The sequence below is a fragment of the Burkholderia sp. PU8-34 genome, assembly GCF_053427725.1.
The window spans coordinates 448,902-471,346 of the sequence record NZ_JBSAXC010000003.1 but is presented as its reverse complement, the minus strand read 5'-3'; the positions used below and the strand labels follow the sequence as shown (position 1 = coordinate 471,346).

The 22,445-nt window shown below is 62.2% G+C and carries 22 protein-coding genes and 2 pseudogenes; 4 read left to right on the top strand and 20 right to left on the bottom strand.

Annotated features, from left to right (window positions below; translation table 11 throughout):
* Positions 1-231 precede the first annotated feature (231 nt).
* The gene (locus ACV22Z_RS10605) at positions 232-819 is read left to right on the top strand and encodes a BPSL1445 family SYLF domain-containing lipoprotein (protein ID WP_448076245.1); all 588 of its coding nucleotides are present in this window, start codon (positions 232-234) and stop codon (positions 817-819) included.
* A gap of 99 nt (positions 820-918) precedes the next feature.
* Here ACV22Z_RS10605 and ACV22Z_RS10600 read toward each other — a convergent pair whose 3' ends face one another.
* From ACV22Z_RS10600 to ACV22Z_RS10550, 11 genes and pseudogenes are all read right to left on the bottom strand, one after another.
* Complete coding sequence (locus tag ACV22Z_RS10600) at positions 919-1,983, bottom strand: glycosyltransferase family 4 protein (RefSeq protein WP_448076244.1); 1,065 nt, start codon at positions 1,981-1,983, stop codon at positions 919-921.
* Between the two features lie 260 nt (positions 1,984-2,243).
* Positions 2,244-2,414: pseudogene (locus tag ACV22Z_RS10595) on the bottom strand (AAA family ATPase); the annotation flags it as partial.
* A 19-nt stretch (positions 2,415-2,433) separates the two neighbouring features.
* A complete protein-coding gene (locus ACV22Z_RS10590) occupies positions 2,434-3,600 on the bottom strand; it encodes a mechanosensitive ion channel family protein (RefSeq protein WP_448076243.1) in 1,167 nt (388 codons plus the stop codon).
* Positions 3,601-3,709: 109 nt separating this feature from the next.
* Positions 3,710-4,066, bottom strand: a complete 357-nt coding sequence (locus ACV22Z_RS10585) for a Rap1a/Tai family immunity protein (protein WP_448076242.1) — start codon at positions 4,064-4,066, stop codon at positions 3,710-3,712.
* Positions 4,067-4,196: 130 nt separating this feature from the next.
* Positions 4,197-4,916: an ankyrin repeat domain-containing protein gene (locus tag ACV22Z_RS10580; RefSeq protein WP_448076241.1), complete on the bottom strand. Its 720-nt coding sequence runs from the start codon at positions 4,914-4,916 to the stop codon at positions 4,197-4,199.
* 58 nt (positions 4,917-4,974) lie between these two features.
* Positions 4,975-5,754 (bottom strand): TatD family hydrolase, encoded by a 780-nt coding sequence (locus ACV22Z_RS10575; protein ID WP_448076240.1) that lies wholly within the window; start codon positions 5,752-5,754, stop codon positions 4,975-4,977.
* Positions 5,755-5,827: 73 nt separating this feature from the next.
* Positions 5,828-6,856, bottom strand: coding sequence for a DNA polymerase III subunit delta' (locus ACV22Z_RS10570; protein ID WP_448076239.1), 1,029 nt, complete (start codon positions 6,854-6,856; stop codon positions 5,828-5,830).
* Positions 6,857-6,877: 21 nt separating this feature from the next.
* Positions 6,878-7,498: a dTMP kinase gene (gene tmk, locus ACV22Z_RS10565; protein ID WP_448076238.1), complete on the bottom strand. Its 621-nt coding sequence runs from the start codon at positions 7,496-7,498 to the stop codon at positions 6,878-6,880.
* Positions 7,499-8,518: an endolytic transglycosylase MltG gene (gene mltG / locus ACV22Z_RS10560; protein WP_448076391.1), complete on the bottom strand. Its 1,020-nt coding sequence runs from the start codon at positions 8,516-8,518 to the stop codon at positions 7,499-7,501.
* Between the two features lie 581 nt (positions 8,519-9,099).
* A pseudogene (locus ACV22Z_RS10555) lies at positions 9,100-9,489 on the bottom strand (SOS response-associated peptidase family protein); the annotation flags it as partial.
* A 248-nt stretch (positions 9,490-9,737) separates the two neighbouring features.
* Positions 9,738-10,706: a hypothetical protein gene (locus ACV22Z_RS10550; RefSeq protein ID WP_448076237.1), complete on the bottom strand. Its 969-nt coding sequence runs from the start codon at positions 10,704-10,706 to the stop codon at positions 9,738-9,740.
* 515 nt (positions 10,707-11,221) lie between these two features.
* On the opposite strand from ACV22Z_RS10550, the gene ACV22Z_RS10545 reads away from it, so the two are divergent.
* Together ACV22Z_RS10545 and ACV22Z_RS10540 are read left to right on the top strand one after the other, a co-directional pair.
* Entirely contained in the window at positions 11,222-11,980 is a 759-nt protein-coding gene (locus ACV22Z_RS10545; RefSeq protein WP_448076236.1) for a hypothetical protein, read from the top strand.
* A 313-nt stretch (positions 11,981-12,293) separates the two neighbouring features.
* Entirely contained in the window at positions 12,294-13,220 is a 927-nt protein-coding gene (locus ACV22Z_RS10540) for a hypothetical protein (RefSeq protein ID WP_448076235.1), read from the top strand.
* Between the two features lie 302 nt (positions 13,221-13,522).
* On the opposite strand, the gene ACV22Z_RS10535 is transcribed toward ACV22Z_RS10540, so the two are convergent.
* Positions 13,523-13,831 (bottom strand): SOS response-associated peptidase family protein, encoded by a 309-nt coding sequence (locus ACV22Z_RS10535; protein ID WP_448076234.1) that lies wholly within the window; start codon positions 13,829-13,831, stop codon positions 13,523-13,525.
* An 83-nt stretch (positions 13,832-13,914) separates the two neighbouring features.
* Between ACV22Z_RS10535 and ACV22Z_RS10530 the strand changes: the two genes are divergently transcribed.
* Complete coding sequence (locus tag ACV22Z_RS10530) at positions 13,915-14,166, top strand: hypothetical protein (protein WP_448076233.1); 252 nt, start codon at positions 13,915-13,917, stop codon at positions 14,164-14,166.
* Between the two features lie 4 nt (positions 14,167-14,170).
* Here ACV22Z_RS10530 and ACV22Z_RS10525 read toward each other — a convergent pair whose 3' ends face one another.
* Genes ACV22Z_RS10525 through ACV22Z_RS10490 form a run of 8 tightly spaced genes read right to left on the bottom strand, consistent with a single transcriptional unit; the run spans position 14,171 to position 22,443 of the window.
* Positions 14,171-14,650 (bottom strand): DUF2514 family protein, encoded by a 480-nt coding sequence (locus tag ACV22Z_RS10525; protein ID WP_448076232.1) that lies wholly within the window; start codon positions 14,648-14,650, stop codon positions 14,171-14,173.
* Positions 14,647-15,096, bottom strand: coding sequence for a D-Ala-D-Ala carboxypeptidase family metallohydrolase (locus ACV22Z_RS10520; protein WP_448076231.1), 450 nt, complete (start codon positions 15,094-15,096; stop codon positions 14,647-14,649). The genes ACV22Z_RS10525 and ACV22Z_RS10520 overlap by 4 nt, the downstream gene beginning before the upstream one ends.
* A 2-nt stretch (positions 15,097-15,098) precedes the next feature.
* Complete coding sequence (locus ACV22Z_RS10515; protein ID WP_448076230.1) at positions 15,099-15,383, bottom strand: holin; 285 nt, start codon at positions 15,381-15,383, stop codon at positions 15,099-15,101.
* 56 nt (positions 15,384-15,439) lie between these two features.
* Positions 15,440-16,162, bottom strand: a complete 723-nt coding sequence (locus tag ACV22Z_RS10510) for a hypothetical protein (protein ID WP_448076229.1) — start codon at positions 16,160-16,162, stop codon at positions 15,440-15,442.
* On the bottom strand, positions 16,162-16,467 hold the full coding sequence (locus tag ACV22Z_RS10505) for a hypothetical protein (protein WP_448076228.1): 306 nt from the start codon (positions 16,465-16,467) through the stop codon (positions 16,162-16,164). The genes ACV22Z_RS10510 and ACV22Z_RS10505 overlap by 1 nt, the downstream gene beginning before the upstream one ends.
* Positions 16,467-21,134 carry a phage tail tip fiber protein gene (locus tag ACV22Z_RS10500; RefSeq protein ID WP_448076227.1) on the bottom strand — a complete coding sequence of 1,556 codons (4,668 nt, stop codon included), beginning with the start codon at positions 21,132-21,134 and terminating at the stop codon, positions 16,467-16,469. The genes ACV22Z_RS10505 and ACV22Z_RS10500 overlap by 1 nt, the downstream gene beginning before the upstream one ends.
* The gene (locus ACV22Z_RS10495) at positions 21,131-21,694 is read right to left on the bottom strand and encodes a tail assembly protein (protein ID WP_448076226.1); all 564 of its coding nucleotides are present in this window, start codon (positions 21,692-21,694) and stop codon (positions 21,131-21,133) included. Before ACV22Z_RS10495 ends, ACV22Z_RS10500 begins: the two co-directional genes overlap by 4 nt.
* On the bottom strand, positions 21,691-22,443 hold the full coding sequence (locus tag ACV22Z_RS10490; protein WP_448076225.1) for a C40 family peptidase: 753 nt from the start codon (positions 22,441-22,443) through the stop codon (positions 21,691-21,693). The genes ACV22Z_RS10495 and ACV22Z_RS10490 overlap by 4 nt, the downstream gene beginning before the upstream one ends.
* Between the last annotated feature and the right edge of the window lie 2 nt (positions 22,444-22,445).

Genomic DNA, 22,445 nt, shown 5'->3' with positions numbered 1-22,445 from the left:
CGCATGCGTTTCCCGCTGCGTCGCGCGCTTCACGATTGGTCACAGTTGCGCGCGTCGCGCGGACGCCCGCCCGCGAGCGACATGCGGCGGCGTGCCGCGGGATATCCGATCGCTTTGACTGCCTTATTGCGTCAGGATGAAAAGCACTTGTAATCCGCTGTGATATAACTGACGTCGTGATCCGCCCCTTGAGCCGGACACACTCCGAACATCATCCGATGGAGAAGAACGATGCAAAAACGGAATCTCGTGCTGAAAGCCGCCGCAGCGCTGATCGTCGGCAGCCTCGCGCTCACCGGTTGCACCACGACGCCCGACAAGCCCGACACCGCCGCGACCAACGCGTCCAAGCGCCAGGCGATCGACGCGAGCGTCGATGGGACGCTGTCGCGCCTGTATTCCACGGTCAAGGGTTCGCGTGAGCTCGTCGGGAAGTCGCGCGGCGTGCTGGTGTTCCCGGACGTGATCCAGGCCGGCTTCATCGTCGGCGGCCAGAGCGGCAACGGCGCACTGCGCGTCGGCGGCGCGACGGTCGGCTACTACAACACGTCGTCGCTGTCGGTCGGCCTGCAGGCCGGCGCGCAATCGAAGGCGATCGTGTTCCTGTTCATGACGCAGGAAGCGCTCGACGAATTCCGCGGCTCGGACGGCTGGGCCGCCGGCGCCGGCGCATCGGTCGCGCTCGTGAAGATGGGCGCGAACGGCGCGGTCGACACGACCACGGCCACCGCACCGGTCCAGGTCATCGTGCTGACGAACGCCGGCCTGATGGGCGACGTGTCGATCAACGGCACGAAGGTCACGAAGCTGAAGATCTGACGCCCGCTGCCCGTGCGCCGCACGGGCAGCCGACATGCGCAAACGGCGATGTCCGCGCGGACATCGCCGTTTTTTCCTGCGCGAACCGCGTCAGGCGGATCAGGTCGTCGAATCGATCACCTTGAAGCGCGAGCGCTTCTGTGCGCGAATCACCGACTGGTAGACGTCGACGTACTGCTGCGCCATCCGGCGCGACGTGAAGCGCTCCTCGAAGCGCTGCCGCACGCGCGCGCGCGGCAGCAGGTGCAGCCGGTTCACGGCCGCGACCGCGCTGATCTCATCCTCGACGATGAAGCCCGACACGCCCTCGTCCAGCACCTCCGGCACCGAGCCGCGGTTGAACGCGATCACCGGCGTGCCGCATGCCATCGCCTCGATCATCACGAGGCCGAAGGGCTCCGGCCAGTCGATCGGGAACAGCAGCGCATGCGCGCCGGACAGGAATTCCGCCTTCTCGTGATCGGCGATCTCGCCGACGTATTCGACATGCGGCAACGCGAAGAGCGGCTTGATCTCGCGGTCGAAATACTCCTGGTCGGCCGCGTCGATCTTCGCGGCGACCTTGATCGGCAGCCCGCACTGCCGCGCAATGCGGATCGCCGTGTCGACCCGCTTTTCCGGCGAAATGCGGCCGAGGAACGCGAGATAGCGCGGCTCGACGGGCTGCTGCGTATACAGCGACTCGGGCAGCCCGTGATAGACGGTCGTCAGCCACTTCGCCTGCGGTAACGGCTGGCGCTGCGCGTTCGAGATCGAGATCACCGGCGCAGTGTTGAACGTATCGAACACCGGCTGCTGCTCGGGCAGGTCGAGCCGGCCGTGCAGCGTCGTCACGTACGGCACTTCCTGACGGTTGAAGACAGAGAACGAGTAGTAGTCCATGTGGAAATGCAGGACGTCGAAGTCCTTCGCGCGGCGCGCGACCGTTTCCATCAGCAGCATGTGCGGCGCGATCCGGTCGCGGATCGACGAGTCGAGCCGCAGCGCGCGCGGCCACACGGGCTCGAGCTTCGCACGTGTCGTCGAATCGCCGCTCGCGAACAGCGTCACGTCATGACCGAGATCGACGAGCGCCTCGGTGATGTAAGACACGACGCGTTCCGTGCCGCCGTACAGCTTCGGCGGCACCGACTCGGTCAACGGGGCGATCTGGGCAATTCTCATGATCCACGTCTCCTGGGGGCCGGAACATTGCCGGCCGAATATCTCATTATTAGCGATCCGGGTGCACGGCACCGGCCGTCTTGCATTTTATGGGCGTTGTTACAGACAGGATACATTCCGGGGGCCGGCCATCCGGGGGCCGGCCGCCGAATTCTGCTGCAGCCCGCCCGCGCGTCGGCGCGACGGCCATTCCACGGCGGCAGGTCGTGCGTATCGGCGTCGACGAGCCGGGTCGCGCCGAGCTGCTTGTCGAGCACGAGCGATTCGCAGCCGGCCTCGCGCTCGAGTGTCCCGAGCAGCCGCAGCGCGCGATACACGCTCGACTTGCCGCTGCCGTTCGGCCCCGTGACGACATTCAGCGCCGCGAGCGGCGCGATCAGTTCGCGCAGCGAGCGATAGTTGGCGATGGCGAGCGTGCGGACGGGCGCCATGGATCGATTCGCATCAACGTCAGTCGGTGGCCTTCGGATCGGCCGCGGTGTTGGCCGCCGTGCTGGCGGCAGGCACATTCGCGTGCGGACGTCCGGCACCCGGTGCGTCCGGCACCGACGCATGCCCGAACAGCTCGGTGCGGCTGCGCGGCAGGCACTGCGGATAATGCGTCTGAATGTACGCGATCAGCCCTTCACGCACGCGGCAGCGCAGATCGAAGCACAGCGACGAATCCGCCGCGCTGACGAGCGCCCGCAACTGCATCGTGCGTTCGGTCGCATCGGTCACCTGCAGCACCTGCACGCGGCCGTCCCACTCGGGCGCCGCCTGCACGAGCCGCGCGAGTTCCTCGCGCAGCGGCGCGAGCGGCGTCCGGTAGTCGACGGACAGGAACACCGTGCCGATGATCGCCGAGCTGTTGCGCGTCCAGTTCGCGAACGGGTTCTCGATGAACCACTGCAACGGCACGACGAGCCGCCGCTGGTCCCACAGACGCACCGACACGTAGGTGCCGGTGATCTCCTCGATGCGGCCCCACTCGCCCTGGATCACGACCACGTCGTCGAGCCGGATCGGCTGCGTCAGTGCGATCTGCAGGCCGGCGATCAGGTTGCCGAGCACCGGCCGCGCGGCAATACCGGCGACGAGACCGGCAACCCCGGCCGACGCGAGCAGGCTCGCGCCGACCTGGCGCACTTCCGGGAACGTCATCAGCGCGGCGCCGGTGCCGATGATCACGATCAGGATCATCACGGTGCGCGACAGCACGCGCGCCTGCGTATGGATGCTGCGCGCGTACAGGTTGTCCGCCGTATCGAGCGGATGCGCCTGGATGATCGCTTCGCCGACCGCCACCGCGAGCCGCACGAGCAGCCAGGTCAGTGCGACGATCATGCCGACGGCCGCCGCGGTGCGCATCCCGCGCACGAACGACATGCCGTCGTCGGCCTGCACCCACAGGAATTCGAGCGCGAGCAGCGCGAGCGTGACGAGCGACGGCTTGTCGATGTAGCGCAGCACGACGCTCATCATCGGATACGGGCGCGCGATGCGCTTGACGATGCGCGCGCCGATCCGGTGCATGGCCGCGCCGACGAGCAGGACGATCGCCGACACGGCCAGCGTGCCAGGCCACGAATGCAATGGTGCATCCGCGATGCGCTGCAGTTCCTCGATTGAAATCATCGGCGCCTCGGCTGCTTCGGTTCAGGCGGCGCGCACGCCACATGCGGGATGCGTCGGCGAAGTCCGGACCCGGGCGCGGCACGCACCGGGGCCCGGACACGGTGTCAGGTCAGTTGCCGCCCTTGCAGGGAAACGCCTTGCCGAGTCCGAGCGACACCGCCGTGCTTGCGTTGTAGTCGGCCAGCTTCGGATTCTCCGCGATGTACTTGCGCACCGCGTCGGTCATTTGCTGCGACTTGATGTCGGGCGGCAGGCAGAAATACTGGCCGACGCGCGGCCCGGTCGTGCCGCCGATCGCGTCGATGGTGTTGTAGACGCCGTCGGCAGCGCCTTCGATGTAGGCCGCGCACGACGCGCGCGACTTGACGTCCGTCTTCGCGCACAGCCGGTCGAGATCCGCGCCCGTGAAAGCTGCCGCCGTCAGCGGCACGGCGAACGCCGCGGCACAAAACAAAGCCCGCAACATGGTGTTCCTTTTGTCTATGCGGCCGAAGCCGCACGCTGCGATGATCGGCGCGGCGGCACCGGGGCGCCGGCCGCGCCTATGCCGGCCGCGCCTATGCCGGCCGCGCCTATGCCGGCCGCGCCGAAAACCATCATTTTGCACTCTTTTGCGCATCCGCCGGCGACGACGCGCCGACGCGCACGGTGCGCTTGCTCAGGATCTCCGTCGCATCCGGCGCCTTGTAGTGCTTCGCGAATTCGAGCGCGGTGAGGCCGAGCTGATTCTTCACCTGCGGATCCGCGCCCTGGTCGAGCAGCAGGTTGACCGTCGATCCGTGGTTGCCACGTGCCGCCATCATCAGCGGCGTCGTGCCGTTCGGCGACGCGGTGTCGATGTACGCGTCATGATCGAGCAGCACCTTGACGACTGCGTCCTGGCCGTTCGTGGCCGCGTAGTGCAGCGGCGCCCAGCCCTTCTTGCTGACTTCCGCGCCCTTGTCGATCAGCAGCTTCACGAGGCCGACGTCGCCGTTCAGCGACGCGAGCATCAGTGCATTCTCGCCGGCCTTGTCTTCCTTCTCGAGATCGACGTTCGGCGCCGCGGCGAGCGCCGCCGCGACCTTGTCGGACTTCTCGCGCGCGGCGATCACGATCAGCGGATCGCCGTTCGGCGCGAGCGTGTTCGGATCGAGGCCGTTCTTCAGCTGCTTGCCGATGTCGGCGATATCGTCGAACTTGACCGCCTTGACGAGCGCGTCGAGCGATTCAGCATGCGCGCCGGCAGACGCGAACAGGCCGCCCGCGACGAGCGCGGCGGCGACGAGCGAGGCCACCGATGCGCGTTTCGGCAGATGTTTGATCGGCTTCGTCATTGTTGTGGGCTCCTTCCCTGGGTTTTCGGCTCGGGTTGTCGGCTGTCGCGCGCCGCCGTCAGCGGGCGATCTTGAACAGCCGGAAAAAGTTCTGTGTGGTCGCATCGGCGAGCGCCTCGACGGCGATCCCGCGCTCGGACGCGATAAAGCGTCCGACATGGCTGACGTACGCAGGTTCATTCGGCTTGCCGCGGTACGGGACCGGCGCGAGGTACGGCGAGTCGGTCTCGATCAGCAGCCGGTCGAGCGGCACGCGCCGCGCGACGTCCTGCACATCGGTCGCGTTCTTGAACGTGACGATCCCCGACAGCGAGATGTGGAAGTTCTGCGCGAGCGCCTGCTCGGCAACCGACCACGGCTCGGTGAAGCAGTGCATCACGCCGCCCGGCACGCCGGCGCGCTCCTCGGCCATGATCCGCAGCGTATCGTCGGACGATGCGCGCGTATGGATGATCAGCGGCTTGGCCGTCGCGTGCGCGGCGCGGATATGCGTGCGGAACCGCTCGCGCTGCCATTCCATGTCGGCAATCGAACGGCCTTCGAGCCGGTAATAGTCGAGGCCCGTCTCGCCGATCGCGACCACCTTCGGGTGTGCGGCCAGTTCGACAAGCTCGGCGAGCGTCGGTTCTTTCGCGTCTTCATGATCGGGATGGACACCGACCGATGCATACACGTTGTCGTGTGCTTCCGCGATCGCGAGCACGTCGGGCAGCGTCTCGAAATCGACGGACACGCACAGCGCGTGGGTAACGTCGTGCTCGCGCATGTTCTCGAGCACCGCCGGCAGGCGGTCCGCGAGACCCTTGAAATTGATGTGGCAGTGTGAATCGACGAACATCGCGTTTCCTGATGACGGGTTACATGAGGCGCCCGGTGCCGGGCCGCCCCGGGTGGCCGGCTACACGCCGGCGTCACGCGAACATTTCGCGATATCCGAGAAAGAGTTCCTCGAACACCAGCCGCGCGTTGAGCGGATGATTCTCGACCATTCGCTGGCGCGTCACGGCTTTCATGAAGCGCGCGAACGCGTTCGCGTCGAGCGCACCCGCGCAGCGCGCAAGCGCGGCCGCATGCGCCGGGAAATAGCGCGGCGCGCCGGCCATCCGCTGCGCGAGCAGATCGTACAGCCAGCGCTGCAGCCAGCCTAGCACGAGCGGCACCGGCAGCTTCTGAAGCGCTTCGCCGCACGCAAACGGGTCGCACCCCGCGCCGGCTGCGAGCTGGCCGAGCGTGAAATCGCGCAGCGGCCGGTTCTCGTCGCTCGCGAGCGCCAGCGCCGCGAGCGGCGCGCCGCCCGCCTCGGCGAGCAGCGCCGGCGCATCGGCGACGCCCTGCGCGGCGAGCCACGCGGCCGCGGCGTCCGGTGCCGGTACCGTCATCGGCCACTGCCGGCAGCGGCTGATGATGGTCGGCAGCAGCCGATCGATGCGTGCCGATACGAGCAGGAACACGACGCCAGCCGGCGGCTCCTCGAGCGTCTTGAGGAGCGCGTTCGACGCGGCGACGTTCAGCGCCTCGGCCGGATACAGCACGACGACGCGCGCGCCGCCGCGGTGCGAACCGACGCCGCAGAAATCCAGCAGCGCGCGCACCTGCTCGATCTTGATCTCCTTGCTCGGCGTGCGGGTCTTCTTGCCGCCGTCGTCCGCATCCGCGGGCTTCGCGTCGTCCGCGGCGCCCGGCGCTTCGCCGGCGAGCGCTTCCGGCAGCACGATCCGGTAATCCGGATGGTTGCCCTGCTCGAACCAGTTGCAGGCCGCGCAGGTCCCGCACGGCTCGCCGTTCGCCTGTGGCGCTTCGCACAGGAAGCCCTGCGCGAGATGCTGCGCGAAACGCAGCTTGCCGATCCCGGCCTGGCCATGCAGCAGCAGCGCGTGCGGCCATTGCGCGCGCAGTTGTTGCAGGCGGTTCCAGTCGTCGGTCTGCCACGGATAGATCATCTGCTTCCCTTGCTTGTGGAATTACAGCGCGGCGAGCACGCCTTCGAGCTGCTTGCGGATCTCGGGGATCGACTGCGTCGCGTCGACGATCGCGAAACGGTGCGGCGCCTCTTCCGCGCGCCGCAGGTATTCACCGCGGGTGCGCGCGAAGAACGCGTCGGATTCGCTCTCGAACTTGTCGGGCATGCGCGCGGCGCCACGCCGCTCGCTCGCGACTTGCGGCGCGACGTCGAACAGCACCGTCAGGTCCGGCTGGAAGCCACCCTGCACCCAGCGCTCGAGCGCCTCGAGCTTGTCGCGCGGCAGCCCGCGGCCGCCGCCCTGGTACGCGAACGTCGCATCGGTGAAGCGGTCGGACACGACCCAGTCGCCGCGCGCGAGCGCGGGCTCGATCACGAGCGCGAGGTGCTCGCGCCGTGCGGCGAACATCAGCAGCGCCTCGGTCTCGAGGTCCATCGGCTGGTTGAGCAGGATCTCGCGCAGCTTCTCGCCGAGCTGCGTGCCGCCCGGCTCGCGCGTGACGACGACCTGCCTGCCGGCCCCGGCGAGCCTGTGCTGGAGCTGCTCGCAGAACCAGCTCAGGTGGGTGGTCTTCCCCGCTCCGTCGATGCCCTCGAACGTGATGAATTTACCGCGCGCCATCTATTGACCTCGTATGTATTTGTCCACGGCTTTGTTGTGATCGCCGAGCGTGTCCGAAAACACGCTCGTGCCGTCGCCCTTCGCGACGAAGTACAGCGCGCCTGTGGCCGCCGGATTGATCGCCGCCTGCAGCGCCGCGGCGCCCGGCAACGCGATCGGCGTCGGCGGCAGCCCGCGCCGCGTGTACGTATTGTAGGGAGTGTCGGCCTGCAGATCGCGCTTGCGCAGATGGCCGTCGTATGCGTCGCCGAGCCCGTAGATCACCGACGGATCGGTCTGCAGCGGCATGCCGATGCGCAGCCGGTTCGCGAACACCGCCGCGACGAACGCGCGGTCGGCCGCATGGCCGGTTTCCTTCTCGACGATCGATGCGATCGTCAGCGCTTCGTAAGGCGTCTTGTACGGCAGCCCCGGCGCGCGCGCGGCCCATGCCTCGTCGAGCCGCGCCTGCATCAGACGATAGGCGCGCCGGTAGAGGTTCACGTCGCTCGTGCCCTTGTCGAACAGGTAGGTGTCGGGGAAGAACAGGCCCTCGCCGCTGCCGCGCTGCACCGCGCTGTCCGGCGCGCCGATCGCGCGCAGCACGTCGGCGTCGCTCATCCCGGCCGTCGAGTGCACGAGGGCCGGGTTCGCATCGAGTTCCGCGCGCATCCGCTTGAAGGTCCAGCCCTCGATCACCGTCGCGACGAATTCGTTGACGTCGCCGCGCGCAATCTTCTGCAGCACTTCGTACGGCGTGATGCCGGTCTTGAATTCGTAGTTGCCGGACTTGAGCTGGCTCGACAGCCCGAGCACGCGCGTCATCGCGACGAAACCGAACGGCGCGACCGGCACGCCGGCGCGCTTCAGCTGCTGGGCGACGCTCTTCACGCTGCTGCGGGGTTTGATCGTGACGTCGAGCGACGCGGCGCCGAGCAGGAGCGGCCGGGTCGCCCAGTAATACGTGCCGCCCGCGCCGGCGGCGGCCACAAGGACGGCCAGCGCCGCGAACGTCGCGGCGCATTTCTTCAGTAGGGACAGCACAATAGGCAGTTGAAGTTAAAGCGGTAAGACACTGATTTTTAACGAAAAGTCTCGCGCCGGTCAGCTTTGAGACTTTGCCACGTTGGTGGGTTTTTGGAGACGTTGAGCCCTATATTGTATCGGTGTGGGCACGCTTTGGTCACAGCAGCGTCCGCCCATCCGCATTCTCACTTTCGAGTCGCTTTGCCTGTGCCGGCTCATTCGATGACTCCGAGCGTCTCTGTATGGCTGCATACAACAGCATCTTGGCGCTGGTGATTGCCAACGCATTGCCATACTCTATGAACTCCTTCCGTCAAACTGACAGCGAGCACAATGAGCATCTCGGGTCCGAGTCTCACCTTCGCGACCATATGCCAAGATTCAAGCATATGGTTCTCCGCATACAAATTCGGATGGGGCTACGGTGCGTTTGCTGTGCCCAGCGTCATAGTTTGCAGCCAGCTTGGTGCCGCCGACACGACCCCACGACAGTTGCTGTTGGCGTTTGAGCTCGGCAAACAACGAATCTTGCTCGCCGTTACACGACGCGGGCCGGCCGCCAACGGCGAGCGAACCTATCTCGAGGCGACCGACTTCTATTTCGAGCGTACTGGCACATTTCGCTCAACTACCGCAGCCGCCATCTCATCGGCCGGATAGAGCTGCAGCATCAAGCGAGCAGCCTCGACGTTCGTCGTGTGCAGCCACTCGTCATAGTCGGCCGGCCGCAGGATAACGACCGACCGCTTCTCGTCGCCCGGCTTGTGCATGTGCTTCATGACAGGGTGCTCGTCGGCGTTCACCGTGAGCATCGCCATAGCAAGGGTCTCAGCGCCGTCCGGCCCCTTCCACGCGCGCCAGACGCCAGCGACGCAGTACGGCTGCCAGTCTGCCACGCCAATCCGGTATCGCACGTGCTTTCCCGTCTCCCAGTTCGGCTCATAGATCCACTGCGCCGGTAACGGCAAGAGGCACCCCATGGACGCGCACACCGCAAGGTGCAGGATATGGACATGTACCGTTGTGGACGAGAACCGGCGACGGGCCCTTGTCGACCCACATGCGCCATTGGGATTTGAGAGGGGCGAACGGCCGCTTCGAGGCACCAACGGCCATCGCTGGAGGATCGGGCAAGTCCGAGCGATCGACGCTCAGTCGACCAATGCATCGTTCAGTCAACCAAGCCGACGAGCTTGCAAAGCGACTTCATGCCTGCACGGGCAACACTCAATGCTTAAGTTGATTGAACAAAAATCTCGGCAAGATGCTTTTGAAGCAAATCCTCCACCCGTGATTTCCCCTCTATTGTATTTTCATAGAAAATTGCCCTAAATCCGGAAATATCGAATGGCAATCGAGTCCCCTTTTGCGCCAGCAAGATGGTCGGTTTCCGTAGGGCATGTGCGTAACCAACCTCATAGAAGACGTTTGCATTTACCGGAGTGACATCAGCGATAATAACGCTCGATTCGGCAATTTGTTGCTCGATGTCTGACAGAATCTGTCCAGGACCATGTCGCTCGTCGGCACGCACAGCGTTGATCTTTGCTTTCTGGCAGACAGGCTTGATGACGTGAGCATAGATATCGTTGAATGTCTCACTGAACTCCATAACAATGAAAGCATTCCTTATTTCAGATAAAACCTCAAAATTACTGATCGTTATATCGCCCTGCCCCAAAAACCATGCCCCGACACTTAGTCTGTTTAGTGTTTCTCTGATATCGAAGCTTATCAAAGAGACACCGTCTACGCTTGCTTCGATTTTCGAGCCATGCATTCTTACTTCGAGTAGATAATCGCGCTCGGCTTGAAGGTTGCTTTGGCTTCCGACCAATTGATAGTCAATCCATCTGGGAGTGAGGCCTCCCTGCATGTTTTGCTGATCCCCTGGGTTCCATGCTCGCAAGGAGCAGAACAGCCCCATACCTAACATAACGGTAAGATGCGCGCCTGTTACTGGGTTTGCGGCGAGTGTGAGCCCTGCCCCCATTTTGGGATGAAGTGTTGCGAAACGAACTACGCCCCGAATTTTTCCGCCGCTGAACCGCGCGTCGCAAAGAGCCTGTCCGGCGATGCCGCCATCATTCCGTTGCTCCCCGGTCACGGGATCGGGATACGGAACAGTTTCTCCCTTAAATGAAATGCTTGTTGGACTTGTTTCCGTAACGGGACCAAAAAGTGGAATCCAGCGATAAGTCATATGGGCTCTCCGCATCGACCGTGCTAGACACAATAGCAGAAATGGATCGATAGCCAACAACGAGGACGGCGATTTGCCCTGATCCACGCAAATGTCCGTTGCTTGGCTGGAGCCGACGCTGAAGCAGCGGCATGGAAGTGCCCGTCCAACGTCCGAAACTGGCCGAGGCTGTGTGAAAACGCAAAAGTACTTGGTTTTCGGGTGTCACTTCACCCTTCCCGAGTCGTTGCCAAGCCAATACAGCGCGATCTGAAGGGTAGAGTTTCGCGACGAGCGCGTCCGATGTGCATTTTCACACAGCCTCGGCCGCCTGCCGCGCGACGCGATCGGCCGTAGCCGACCCGTTTCGGCAAATCCGCCGTCCCGAAAGTGGGCGCTATCGGTAACATACTGCTGCGTGTTGCCTGCTCTTTGGACGTTATCATTCGGTCAGAGTTGTGGCCATCGACGGCGAATCTTAGAAGGCGACCGCTAGCGCCAAGCCCCACAACGCGTAGTCCGGGAGAAATTCAAAAATGACGCAAGCTGATGCCTGGGAGTTCTTCAAGCAGTTCATTCTGACCGGTGGTGGTGCAGCTGCCATCGCATACGGACTGTTCAAGTGGCTAGGCCAAAAGTGGATCGAAGACAAGTTTTCTCAGCGTCTAGAGCACCTTCGGCAAACAAATGCCAAGGAACTGGCCGAGCTGAAGGTCAAGTGGGACACTGACCTTCAAGGCAGACTCAAGTACCAAGAGCGCGAATTCACAGTCATCCCCGATGCGTGGGAGAAGCTTGCGGATGCGTTCGGTCTTGTGAGCTGGCTTACCAGCCGGACACAGCAGTATGCGGACGTTGCGGCAATGAATGATGCGGAGCTTGAGCAGTTTTTGAAAGACGGCGAGCTTCTCGAGACGCAAAAGCAGCAGCTGCGGCAGAGCAATGGCCGTGACCGGGCGGATTACTACCAGCACACGATCTTCTTCCACCGCTACCAGCGCGTCGAAACCGCCGTTCGTCAGTTCTCGGTCTACGCCAATCGCAACTTCCTATTTATGCCAGAAACGCTATTCGTGAAGCTGGGGGCCCTGTCGGACCTTCTGTATAGCGCGCTGACAACTGTACGCATTGGCCACGAGAATCATCACGGGTCCATGGTCGTGGAAGCCGCAGAGATCACGGCCGGAAAAATTCGCCCTCTGTTTGACGAAGTGCAGAGCGACATCCGCCAGTTAATGGCCGCGCATCGCAGGGAGCAGGAGCAGCAACAGACCACAGCAGAAAGTCTGTATTGAACATGGGGCAAGAAAACCCGGCCGGTTCCGTACACGTCTCACGCTGGCCGCGTGCAGCCTGACGCATTCGGCGCATGCCGACCCGTTCGAGCCCTACGGTCCGGCGACGTCCTGACGGCTGCTTTCGAAGTGCAACCGCCACTTCACCGAATCGCGTCGGACCGCAAATGATCTATGATTGTCTCATCCAATCACACGGATGGCGTGAGTAAGGCTACGACAGCATCCAATTTGGGTTGGACGATTAAAGTGCTCGGCAAGCGTGATCTGCTTGCAGAAATATCTATTAGTCAAATATCGTATGATTAATTTCTTGGCCAAAAGAATATGGTCCGCAATCGTTATCATTTCGACTATAGGCGGCGCCATCTCGCTCTTTCAGTTGACAACGTCGAGAGATGAGTATGCAGTCGAGGTGAGGGTTTTGAGCGGCTCCGGGATCGTGCAAAGCAATTCGATGGCTGGCAATTTTCGCTCTATTCCATATAACAAAGGAGTGAATTCAGTTTACTTACTGAAGATCTTGATTAAAAATTCCGGTCGACGTGGATTGCCTCGAGACTACATTTACAAGCCAGTAACCATCCTGCTCGAGGGGCCAGGCTCGATAGTGAATGTCAGCTCGTCGGATCCATATACGAGGCACGATCAACACTCAGTGTCATTTCCGTGGGATCTACTCAACCCAAACGATACGATAAATACCTCAATATTCTATACAGCCCCTGATAAAATTAGCGCTTCCGGCTTGATTAGAGATGTTGAGAAAATAAACTATATAAATGAAATAGAAAATCCCCCAACAAAAATTAGGATTTTGTCAATCGGCCTTATTTGGCTTGCGCTCTTGATTTACTCAATATTGGCCACGATTGACGCCATTTTTCTTGTGCTAGGGGATGCAAAACTTCAAAAGGTCTTTAATATAACGCGCGAGCTTGATTCGACTGATCCGATTAATAAGGAAGAACTTCTTTCCAGGCTCGGGAGGCTGTACGAGGATTACTACAATTCGGTGCCGATTCTATTCGTGAAACCAATGGATTTTGCCGACAAAATCACAAAGATATTAGACTCCTCTGCTATCACAAATGGTGATTATCGAGAAAGCGTCAAGAGGGGGATTATCGGCAATGCGAGGTACGCAAACCTTTACAGCTTTCGGTCTTCCAACATAATCATCGGGCCGTTATTGTTCGGGTTCTGTTTTATAAGACTCGCGTTCGCACTAATCGCTTAACCGCGTCAAGTCGACTGCCGCGAAGCCGACTATGCGGCATGCATGCTTAGTCTGGGAAGGTCGACTTGCTGGCGAGACCGGACGCCCAAGTGTCTCGGCTTGGGCGGCCGCGAGCGACGCTTTGTGGCCGACTCCTGTCCCACGGTTCAACTGGAGGGGCGGCACATCTCGCGGGCCATGTGCCATGGACGCTTGCTTGGCAAATTGTAAGAAAGCAGTAGTTCCATGGACGCAACTGGAACTTGAACGAAACCAATGTCCAACTTGCCTGACGCGGCTGTCCATACTCCGGCTACTTACCGTTACGCTGGGATCAAACAGCACTGCCCCGCGCGCCATGCCGTGCGATACGCCGGCTTCTCGCCGACTGTCTCCGAGCGCGCGTTGACTGTCATGTACTTCTTGCCAGGCGGCTGGTGGTCCCTGGGGATCATCCCGAAGTTGGCAAGCACCGCCTCGGCACTATCTCCAGCCGCGCGCACGATCGGCGCAGAATAGTCCGGCCAGATCTCCTCCTTCCACGGGAACCGGCGATACAGGTCGCTGAACGGCTCGATCCGTAGCTCGCGGAGCTCGAATTCTTCGTGTGGCGCTCGGTAGTTCGTGCACATCGTCCGCTCCCCATTTTCGAGACTTGACTGCGGTAGCTTATCTCGAAATATACTGTATATCCATACAGTATTCGTTCTGCGTTATGTCGAAGCACCTCCCTCCCATCCAGTCGCCGACCGTCGAGGAGCTACGCGAGCTGTGGCGCCAGTACCCCGACGGGCACGAGGTGCGCCGGCTGATCATCGAAATCTTGCGCGCGCGAGAAGTTATCAGGGAAGCCGATGGCTATCGACAGATCGTGCAAAAGGTGTGGAACAATGAGTCAGGCGGATCGCACTTAGTCGCGCTTCACAAGCTGCGGCTTCTGTTGCAAGACGAGGTGCGTCGCGGGTAGTGGACTACTGCGCTGTAGCCGTCAGCGCGTCGTAGTCACGCTGACACTGCTGGCCGGCGATGCGGGCACGGTCAGCATATTCCGCCAGCTCTCCCGCGCGATCGTCAGCCCGGCCGAGCACGTCGGCAAGCAGAACGAGGGCGTCGCCGGTTGCCGGGCTTCCGGCGGTAGCGGCGGGATGGCGGGCGGCGACGACGAGTTCATCGACGCGCTGCTGCAGGCTGCCAGCGGCAGCACGAGCAGCAAAAGCATCGCCGAGCGCAGCGGTTCGTAGTTGGTTCGCATCGTTTGCAATCTCCGATTGGGCCGCGGTGCGGCGTTGTTCGTCGGTGCGAGCTGCCATTACCGCGTCGAGCTGCGCTTTCTGCGCGGCGGTCGTGGTGACGCGCACGCCGTCTGCGTAACCCTTGAAGTAGCCGCCGGCCGAACCAGCGACAGCCGCGACGATGATGACGAGCCAGATGCGCGGATCGATCCAGGTCATAGCCCCTCCGAATACGTCGTGCGCGGCGTTCCGAACGAAGCAGTAAGCACTTGGCGCCGCGGCTTCGTACCGTACGCCACAAGTCCGATATGCACCCACGTCCCTTCTTGGATCAGCTGATCGAATTCGATAGGTGACGCCGCGATTACCCGACAGATATCGATCGGTGCGCCGAATTTCGGACATACGAAATCCACCGCCAACCCGGACAAGTGCGCACTATTTGCAACACCGCCGACGGCGCGATTGAGCGCAGGCGAACGATAGCCGGAGGTAACAATCATCGGCCGCGCGCCGAGCTGCTCACGCACGCGCTCCAGTACCTCGGCCGTCCTGCGAAGATTCGCGACGACTACAGGGGACGGCGTGTTATCGATCCCGCGCCGGCGCGCCGTGTCGCTCGCGACCATTTCCTCGAGCGTGAAATGCGTTGTGAGGTGTCCCATTTTTATTCCTTCCAAAACAGTTTCTTTGCACTACGCCGAAGCAATACTTCGAGGTACTGCGACCCGATGATCCCAAGCGCACTCCCAAGGCCCAGGAGTGCGATCGGTGGCAGATCCGGGATCTGCAGCAGCGCAACGCCTGCGACCATCGACGTCGCCGAGCCGAGCAGCGCTCGCCCAGCCACGAGTCGAAACGTCAACTGCTCACTCCCAACCAACACCTTCGCAATGCCAATGAGTCCGCCCATGATGATCAGCTCCAAGATCGTCTTTTCGTGCTCTTGCATTACCTCTCCCCGCTTTCAAACCCCGTAAAAAATAAAGGCCACCCGAAGGTGGCCCGTCACACAATTCCCGTACCGTCTAGCACCATGAAGCGCAGGTGGTATTGCTCCCTGTATCCCGCGAAGTTTTGCGGCTTTCCGCCTCCATACATTGTGGTGCCCCAATACACGGTGTCGCCGCCGATACGTATCGAACTGAGCTCCACTGCCGCAGGAGAGTAATTCCACGCTTTATGTACCGGGTAAATTGCCGCGGCGAGAACAGGAACACCATACGATTTTTGCTTCCACTGCGGGTATGGCGAGCCGGTCACAACCCATCCGTTATCAGGCAGGTACTCTTCGTAAATAACGTCCAGAACCCGCAGAAACGGTCGCGAAGAATCAGCGATTAGCGTTCCGCTTGCATCAAAGACCTGCAAACCAAATTTTCCTGCTGCAGGTGGAACACGATCGAACAGGAATAGATAGACCGTGCACGGTTGCTCGGTTACGAAGGTGAGCGTAAACAGCCCGCCTTCATACTTTGTACTCCATATCGTTATCCCAACGCCCCCCGATGCATAGACGCCATACATCGGCATCGTAGTTGCGCCAGCAGCGAACGTGAACCTGACAATCGGTAGGTTTGCGTAAAACGCCTTTCCAGCATCGTTTAGCGCCAGCAAGATTCCTTCCGTGGCCGACTGCCCAGACATCGACGACACCAACTGATAATTCGGCGTCTGCCCGTCGATCTGATAGACCCCGGTATCGGTGAATGCCTGAAATCCAGCTCCCATCAAAACACCCCGTATATGAGCCAACCCGGAACGCGGTTATAGGCGTTCGACCCGCTTGAGTTCGGGTTGTAGCGCCAACTTACGCCCGACCCGCCTATGGAAACGATGGGCTTCGGTTCAGTGCCCGAGACGCGCTTGAAGATCCAATCAGGCATGAATGCCCAGAACGGCTCCCCACTCGAGAGATCGACCGACACACTCCCATCTCCGTCGATCCATTTGATTCCGACCACGCGCCCGGCACGCGACTTCGCGTCGAGCACGAGACGGCCGGCGCCGTCGAAAATCTGCAGCCCAGCCGTCATCACCACATCCCCATGCGCACACGTAGTACGCCGTTTCCGTCATAGACCCGCACACTGCTTCCGTCCATTACAAGCCGATTCCCACTTCCGTCAGAGGCGTTGATCTCGAACCAACCGCTCTTGTCGAGCCGCCACCCTTGTCTGCCGGCGATGTAGTTGTCGGACTGGATGTAGCTGCCGATCATCGCGTTCGTGATCCAGCCGGCACCGATGAGCGCCTGCCGCAAGAACACCTGGCCGCCCTGCACCACGAATGGCACGATCGACGATCCGCCGTTGTTCGGATCCACGACAGCGAAGCGCTGCGCCGACACAAGCACCTGCGACTCGGCAATTCCGCTGCTGTTGTCAATCCCGACGCCGATGGCGGCAATGTACGTCTTGCCGTCCGTCGTGACCTGCGTTTTGATCTGGTACGACGCCGCGACCCGCCCATTCAGGTCCGCGTATGACTGCGCGACCGTCTGTACCGCCGCCGCGTTTTCGTTCGCTTTCGCACTGATCGTCGCAATCTGGCTGGCCTGTGCGCTGTCGGCGTCTACCCGGGCCTGAGCCTCGTTCCGAATGCCAGCGAAGAGGTCCGCCTGCCCCGACTGCATCTGCGCGGTAACGGCTTCGACTCGTTGCGCGAGCGCCATGTCGGCTTCAGCGCGCGCAGCCTGCTCCGACCAGACGCCGGCCAAAACCTGCGTCGAGCCCGCGGCTTGCCCCGTATCGCCAGCCATCGGCACGTTGATCTGCGCCGACACCTGGCTAATCTGGGTCGCCAACGCGGAATCTGCGTTGGCGCGAGCCGTCGCCTCGCCTGTCACTGCGGCCTGCGCAAGCACCGCCGCCAGCCCGTTCGACGCATTCAGCAGCCGGCCGTTGAGCATGGCGAACGTGTACGAGATCTGTGCAGCCGGATCGGAATCAACCGAACCCGCACGCACTTCGACACCAGCCCCCTCCCCACTACCGGGAACACCAATCAGCACATACGCACCGCGGTACTTGATACTGCCGAGCACTGCATTGCTGGCACCGCAATTTACGAGCGCCGACTGGAGCACGCCCGCAAGGTTCGTTCGCGGCTCGTCATACGTCCACACGATCACAGACACTGCTTTCGACAGCCCGTTAAGGGCATCGGCCATTGCAGCGGCATTTGCGGCCGATCCGAATACGTCCCAACGGCCGAGCAGTGAAACTGTGTTGTTCGCAGTCACCGTCGCAACCATCCAGCTACGCACGGATGCTGCAATCTGCACGCCACTCACAGCATTGAACAAGCCACTCGCGGGCGACCCTACCGCGCTGTTGCCATTAGCGTTGAGCCTGAGATGTAGCGAATTGCCGACCTGCGCCTGCAACCCTGTGATGCTTCGAGCGTTCGCTGAATCACCGTCAGCACGTGCCTGCTGCTCTGCCGTGATTGCCGCCTTGTTCGCATTGGATGTCGCCGTGACTGCATCGATTCGTGTCGACAGCGCATCGTCAGCATTCGCCCGCGCGGTCGCCTCGCCCGAGATCGCGGCCGCGTTGTCGCGCGTCGACGCCGTAACCGTATCGATGCGACTGGAAAGTGCACCATCTGCGTCGGCACGCGCCTTCGACTCAGCCTGAATCGCCGCCGAGTTTTTCCCGACCCCGGCCGACACTGAATCGATCCGCTTGCCGAGCGCACCGTCGGCGTCGATCCGCGCGGTCTGCTCCTGCTGAATCGCGCTCGACGCATCACCAATCTGCGCGACCACTGTATCGATACGCTGGCCAAGCGCCGTGTCAGCGCTCGCACGCGCCGTCGCCTCCTGCTTGATTGACGACGCTGCATCTCCGACACTCGCACTCACTGTGTCGATTCGTTTGCCCAGCGACTCGTCCGCCGTTTGCCGCGACTGTTGCTCCGCAGTAACCGCTGCGCCGCGCTGACGCGCCTCTTCGGCCACCGCAGCAGCGCGATCTGCAGCCTCCTTTGCAATTGCGTCCGTCCGATCCCTCACCTCCTTTGTAATCGCGTCTGCGCGAGCCCGCGCCTCATTCGCGACGGCAATTGCCCGATCCGAGACTTCCTTCGCAATCGTGTCTGCGTTGCTCGACACGTCCTGCTGAATACCCGGAATCGCGTCGATCGGCTTCTTCAGGTCCTCCCCGAGCGCCGAATGCGAAATCTGACCTTCGAAATACTTTTCGTACTCGCTTTGGTCGGTCGACGGCTGCCCCTGCACGCCCGGCCCGGACGCCGGAAACCACGGCCCGACGTTGCCGGACCGGTCGACGAGTCGAGCCCAGAAATAGAACACCTGACCAGGCGCGAGCCCTTGAAGCGACGTTGATGCTTGCGGGTATGCGTAGTCCGACAGCTTGATCGCATCGTCCCGATTCGGCGTGCGGCTCTGCCATACCTCCGTACGCTGCGTGTCGCCTGCCGAGCCATCCGCCGGGAACGCCCAATCGAGATTGATCCCATAGACCACGCCGGCCGCCTTCAGCGACGCGACAGCCGGCGGCGGTGTCGTTTTGCCCGTCAGGGTCGTTTCCGCGCTAACGGCCGGCAGCGACGTGACATTCATCACGTTCCGAGCTCGCACGCGGGCCACGTAGCGCCCTTGGTAGATGCCGGGGATCTCGACTTGCAGGCCGCCCGTTTGGGCGACGTTCACCCAATCGCCATTGTCCTTCCTCCATTCCGGCAGGTACGTCACCGCCTTGTCCGCAGCATCCCACGCGATCACCATGTTGGTTTTCGCGATGCCTTGGTCGACGACCGAATACGTCGAGATCCGCACATTCGCCGGCGGTGCCTGCACCGACGGCGGCACAATGGTCACCGGCCGCTGCTGAATTTGCGCCCCGTCGTCGATCGCCGCGTACTTGCCCGGCTCATGCATCGTCGCCGTGATCGTGTATGCGATCTGCCCGTCGTCGTCGCTTTCCTGCACGCTGACGACACGGTAAAGCTGCGCCTTCAGTTCGCTGCTCTCGATCATCCATACCGCGCCAGAAACGGGATCCGCATCGAAGCGATCCGACAGCGTCAGCGTGTCGCCGTCAACTAACTTCACGTTGCGCGTCTGCGCGAGCCCGGACGGCAGAATAGCTGTGAACCTGTCGCCCGGCGCCACTGTCGGTGCCTTGTCCAGCTCGATGACAGCGCCAGCCGCCGAACGAATACGACCACCAATCCGCCGCCCTGCCTTGCGAGGATCGGCGATCGCGAAAACCTGACCGGGTCCGACCAGCACACCGTCCATTCCGACTTGAAACGACACCGTGCCGGCTTCGTATCGCGACGTCAGCAAGATCCAGCGCCCAAGCCGATGTGCCTGGGCCTGCGACGTGCAGCCGAACGCCGTAACCTGCGTTTTGATGACGCCGTAGCGCGCGATACCGTCATCATCCGGCACGTATTCGACGCTCTGCTTGTACTGGTTTGCCGGATCGTTGTAGCTGACCAGCGCGACCGTGTATCGCGTCTTGCGCTCGCTCCCGACGTAATTGAACGTGCCACCGATCACGTTCGCCGCGGTGTACAAGTAGACGGGATCGGACGGCATGTCGGCCGATGCGACGACTGCACCAGGCCCCCAGTACGCAATTCCGCGGAACACGCTCGCAAGATCTTGCAGCACCTTGAACGTGTCGGCGGCCGACTGGATCACGCAATTGCAGGAGAAGCGCGGCTCGAGCCCGCCCCGGCCATCCGACACCATGACGTCGCAGTAACGTGCGATCTCGTACAGCCCCCACTTGTCGATCATCGACGCGTCGACTTGCTTGCCGACTCCATATCGTTCGTTCAGCAGCAGATCGTAAAACACCCACGCCGGGTTATTCGACCACGCCATCTTGAACGTGCCGTCCCACGTCCCGGAGTATGCGCGTGTCTCCGGATCGTAGTTGGACGGCACGCGGATAATCAGCCCGCGCACGCCGTAGGATCTCACCGGCACCTGCGAAAACGACCGGGCATCGAACGTCATGCCGATCATCGCGGTCATCGGATAGCGCAGCTTGCGGTCGATTACTTCGGTAATCGCCTCGATATTGACCACATCCGCGATCATCGAGCTGTGCGCGTTCGGCGTGATGCGCCTCACACGCACAAGCCATCCGGTCTTTGCACGCGGCAGTTCGATCCGATGCGATCGCTCGTACAGCGAGGTCGTCTTGCCGTCGAAGGCGCCGGCTAGCACCTGCGCATAGGATCCGCCATCGACGGACACATCGATTGCGTATTCGATGCGATAGCCGAAAATGCCGTTGGCCGGATCGCTCCTTTGCAGCGCCGGCACACCGAATCGAATGCGGACAGCGGTCAGTTGTGTGTTCTGCACTTGCCGTACCCACGGCGCATCCGACGTCAACGGCAGGCCGACGGCTGCCTCGCGCTCGACTGCCGGAAAACCCGGCATAAAATCCTGATCCTGCGTCCCCGTTCGGACGTCGACGCTGTAGTTCTGGAAATTGATCGAGCCGTCGGCATTCTGGATCGGCGTGCCGTCGAGGAATACGGATTGCATGCCCTTGACCAGCCCGACGATCGGACCTTCCGAGACAATGTCAAGCACCTTCGCGCGCGCGACCGAATGGAGGTTGTCAGGTGATTCGCTCCCACCGCCGCCGCCGCCACCGCCCTTGGCACCGCCGATCCTCATCAGCCCCGCTTCCGCGTGCAGCTTTTTCACACCTGATCCTCCGCATAAATCCCAGCGCTGGCCACCTTCGAGCCAACGATCATTTCCCCGTAGATGAGCGGCACCGGCTCACCTTGTGCGGCACTGTTCACCGGCCCGTTGAAGTAGTACGACGTCCCGTTGTCGGCCACGCCCGCGAGCCCCGGTTGCTGTGGACTGAGCATCTGCGTGATGCCGCCGAGCGCCATCGAGATACCCATGCCGATCAGCGTCGGTTGGTTGAACACGAAACCCGCAACCGCCAAAGCGGCACCGAGAATCGTCTGAAACAGGCCGCCGTTCTTGCTTCCGATGATCACGGGCGCGATTCGAATCGCGTCGTCGCCAACCGGACTGTCGAGATCGTCTTTGCTCAGGTTCCGGCGACCGTTGAACACGGCGAACGTCAGACCGTTGTCGCGCGCTTCGAGCAGGAACTGCCTGAAACCCGGAATCAACACCGACAGGGCGCGCACGGCCTCGGCCGTCGACGACACGGCCAATCGATGTACACGCCCGAACCGCGTGCCAGCTATCCCGTAAAGCCTCACCTCACGCAGCCTCTCGTTCATGCCACGCTCCCCGAATAGCGAAGCACGGTTGCGCAGTGCACCGCCCACATGCCACCCCAGACATCCCGGCGCGACAGCCGACCGTGCATGTGATGCAGGAACCGCCCGTCGCCAAGGTAGACACCAGCATGATTCGGCACCCCGTTTTCGCTCCGGATCTGCATTAGCAACACGTCGCCAACCTGTAGCTCGGCGTCCTGTCCGACGTCGACGAATCCGGCCTCCGCGAAGTGGTCGATGTAGAGGTTCGAGCGACCGTCATTCCACCAATCGTCCGCCCGCTCGAAGTCCGGTAGCGCAACGCCACAGCCGGCCAGATACCAGTCACGGACGATCGCGTAGCAGTCGTGCACGCCATGGACGAACTCACGGCCCACCAAAGGCGCGACGTAGCCGCTCGGCCCGAACTCGCACCAGTCATCGACACCGATCGAGCCGTCGGCCTGCACGCCGAGCGACACAATCGCCCACGACGCAATACCGCTGCGCTCGCACATGACGCGATCGGCCGGGCTCGGCCGTGCCGTACCGCCCGGATGCGAATGCACAATCGCGACGATCTCGCCCGCGTCCTCGGCTGCAGCGTAATCCTCGGGCGCGAGCGCAAACTGCTCCGAGGGCTTCGCCGCGACGTTTCGACAACGCACATACTCGTCACCGGTCCCCGTCCGCACGACAAGTCCGCAGCACTCACGCGGATACTCAGCGAGCGCGTGGTCGGCGATCGCCTGCTTGATTCGTTCGTCCATAA

What these genes read in the sequence shown, in the direction of transcription:
- ACV22Z_RS10605 (WP_448076245.1), top strand. Translation starts at nt 232, where the DNA reads ATGCAAAAACGGAATCTCGTGCTGAAAGCCGCCGCAGCGCTGATCGTC.
- ACV22Z_RS10600 (WP_448076244.1), bottom strand. Translation starts at nt 1,983, where the DNA reads ATGAGAATTGCCCAGATCGCCCCGTTGACCGAGTCGGTGCCGCCGAAG.
- ACV22Z_RS10590 (WP_448076243.1), bottom strand. Translation starts at nt 3,600, where the DNA reads ATGATTTCAATCGAGGAACTGCAGCGCATCGCGGATGCACCATTGCAT.
- ACV22Z_RS10585 (WP_448076242.1), bottom strand. Translation starts at nt 4,066, where the DNA reads ATGTTGCGGGCTTTGTTTTGTGCCGCGGCGTTCGCCGTGCCGCTGACG.
- ACV22Z_RS10580 (WP_448076241.1), bottom strand. Translation starts at nt 4,916, where the DNA reads ATGACGAAGCCGATCAAACATCTGCCGAAACGCGCATCGGTGGCCTCG.
- ACV22Z_RS10575 (WP_448076240.1), bottom strand. Translation starts at nt 5,754, where the DNA reads ATGTTCGTCGATTCACACTGCCACATCAATTTCAAGGGTCTCGCGGAC.
- ACV22Z_RS10570 (WP_448076239.1), bottom strand. Translation starts at nt 6,856, where the DNA reads ATGATCTATCCGTGGCAGACCGACGACTGGAACCGCCTGCAACAACTG.
- tmk (WP_448076238.1), bottom strand. Translation starts at nt 7,498, where the DNA reads ATGGCGCGCGGTAAATTCATCACGTTCGAGGGCATCGACGGAGCGGGG.
- ACV22Z_RS10550 (WP_448076237.1), bottom strand. Translation starts at nt 10,706, where the DNA reads ATGACTTATCGCTGGATTCCACTTTTTGGTCCCGTTACGGAAACAAGT.
- ACV22Z_RS10545 (WP_448076236.1), top strand. Translation starts at nt 11,222, where the DNA reads ATGACGCAAGCTGATGCCTGGGAGTTCTTCAAGCAGTTCATTCTGACC.
- ACV22Z_RS10535 (WP_448076234.1), bottom strand. Translation starts at nt 13,831, where the DNA reads ATGTGCACGAACTACCGAGCGCCACACGAAGAATTCGAGCTCCGCGAG.
- ACV22Z_RS10530 (WP_448076233.1), top strand. Translation starts at nt 13,915, where the DNA reads ATGTCGAAGCACCTCCCTCCCATCCAGTCGCCGACCGTCGAGGAGCTA.
- ACV22Z_RS10525 (WP_448076232.1), bottom strand. Translation starts at nt 14,650, where the DNA reads ATGACCTGGATCGATCCGCGCATCTGGCTCGTCATCATCGTCGCGGCT.
- ACV22Z_RS10520 (WP_448076231.1), bottom strand. Translation starts at nt 15,096, where the DNA reads ATGGGACACCTCACAACGCATTTCACGCTCGAGGAAATGGTCGCGAGC.
- ACV22Z_RS10515 (WP_448076230.1), bottom strand. Translation starts at nt 15,383, where the DNA reads ATGCAAGAGCACGAAAAGACGATCTTGGAGCTGATCATCATGGGCGGA.
- ACV22Z_RS10510 (WP_448076229.1), bottom strand. Translation starts at nt 16,162, where the DNA reads ATGGGAGCTGGATTTCAGGCATTCACCGATACCGGGGTCTATCAGATC.
- ACV22Z_RS10505 (WP_448076228.1), bottom strand. Translation starts at nt 16,467, where the DNA reads ATGACGGCTGGGCTGCAGATTTTCGACGGCGCCGGCCGTCTCGTGCTC.
- ACV22Z_RS10495 (WP_448076226.1), bottom strand. Translation starts at nt 21,694, where the DNA reads ATGAACGAGAGGCTGCGTGAGGTGAGGCTTTACGGGATAGCTGGCACG.
- ACV22Z_RS10490 (WP_448076225.1), bottom strand. Translation starts at nt 22,443, where the DNA reads ATGGACGAACGAATCAAGCAGGCGATCGCCGACCACGCGCTCGCTGAG.